The organism is Komagataeibacter kakiaceti JCM 25156, assembly GCF_000613305.1.
The window spans coordinates 1-823 of sequence record NZ_BAIO01000770.1; the positions used below are offsets into that span (position 1 = coordinate 1).

The 823-nt window shown below is 65.9% G+C and carries 1 protein-coding gene and 1 pseudogene; one reads left to right on the forward strand and one right to left on the reverse strand.

Annotated features, from left to right (window positions below; genetic code table 11):
• Positions 1-118 precede the first annotated feature (118 nt).
• Entirely contained in the window at positions 119-517 is a 399-nt protein-coding gene (locus tag JCM25156_RS18765) for a carboxymuconolactone decarboxylase family protein (RefSeq protein ID WP_025814364.1), read from the reverse strand.
• A 120-nt stretch (positions 518-637) separates the two neighbouring features.
• Between JCM25156_RS18765 and JCM25156_RS26255 the strand changes: the two are divergent.
• Positions 638-823: pseudogene (locus JCM25156_RS26255) on the forward strand (cell division protein ZapE); the annotation flags it as partial.

The following is an 823-nucleotide window of genomic DNA, read 5'->3' on the forward strand; positions in this document are numbered from 1 at the left end:
CGCCGGGCGGATGAACTGCGGCACCACCGCGTGGGCGAACGGCGTGGTGGATACGGGAGCCGCCTCCAGCGCCGCGTAGTCGGGAATAACGGGGTGAATCATGCCATCCTGCACGTGCTCAAGTGAACCGTGGCGAGACTAGGACCGGATTCACTCCATCGCAAGCATCCCCGCCCGGTTCAGCCGTGACCGTATCGACCGCGTCCAGCACGCGGCTGGAATAGACCAGGGCCGCGCCCGCGTTGAGCGCCACGGCGACGCCAAGCGCCTCGGCTATTTCCTCCTTCGTGGCCCCGGCCTTGACGGCGGCCTTGGAATGGACGGCGATGCACCCGTCACAGCGCGTGGTGACCGCCACGGCCAGCGCGATCAGTTCGCGTGTCTTGGCGTCCAGATGGCCCGTGGCGGCGGCCGCGTGGTCTAGTGTCTGGAGTCCCTTGAGCGTGTCGGGGGCCAGCGTCGCGAAAGCCTGGACGGATTGGCCCAGATGGGCGCGGTAGGCGTTCCAGTCGGTCATCACAAGTTCTCCATCTGATGGGGTTTTAGTTCACCAGATGGAGAGAACGCCTGTCATGACACAGTTTGGCGAGTTCATGGCCTTGAAGGGCTTTTTTTTCCGGACTATCGGCGAAAGATCATGGATACAGACATCGCCCCCGTCCGCCCGTCCCCTGCGGTGTTTCCCGCGGGCACCGGCCCCTTCGCCGCCTATGAGGCCCGCGTGGCTTCCGGCCGTCTCGACCGCGACCCCGAACAGGAGAAAGCCGCCCGCAGGCTGGACCAGCTGTGGCGGGAACTGCGTGACTACCGCCCCCAGGTGCAG

Excerpts from the sequence above, each read along its gene's own strand:
- JCM25156_RS18765 (WP_025814364.1), bottom strand. The coding sequence starts at position 517 with ATGACCGACTGGAACGCCTACCGCGCCCATCTGGGCCAATCCGTCCAG.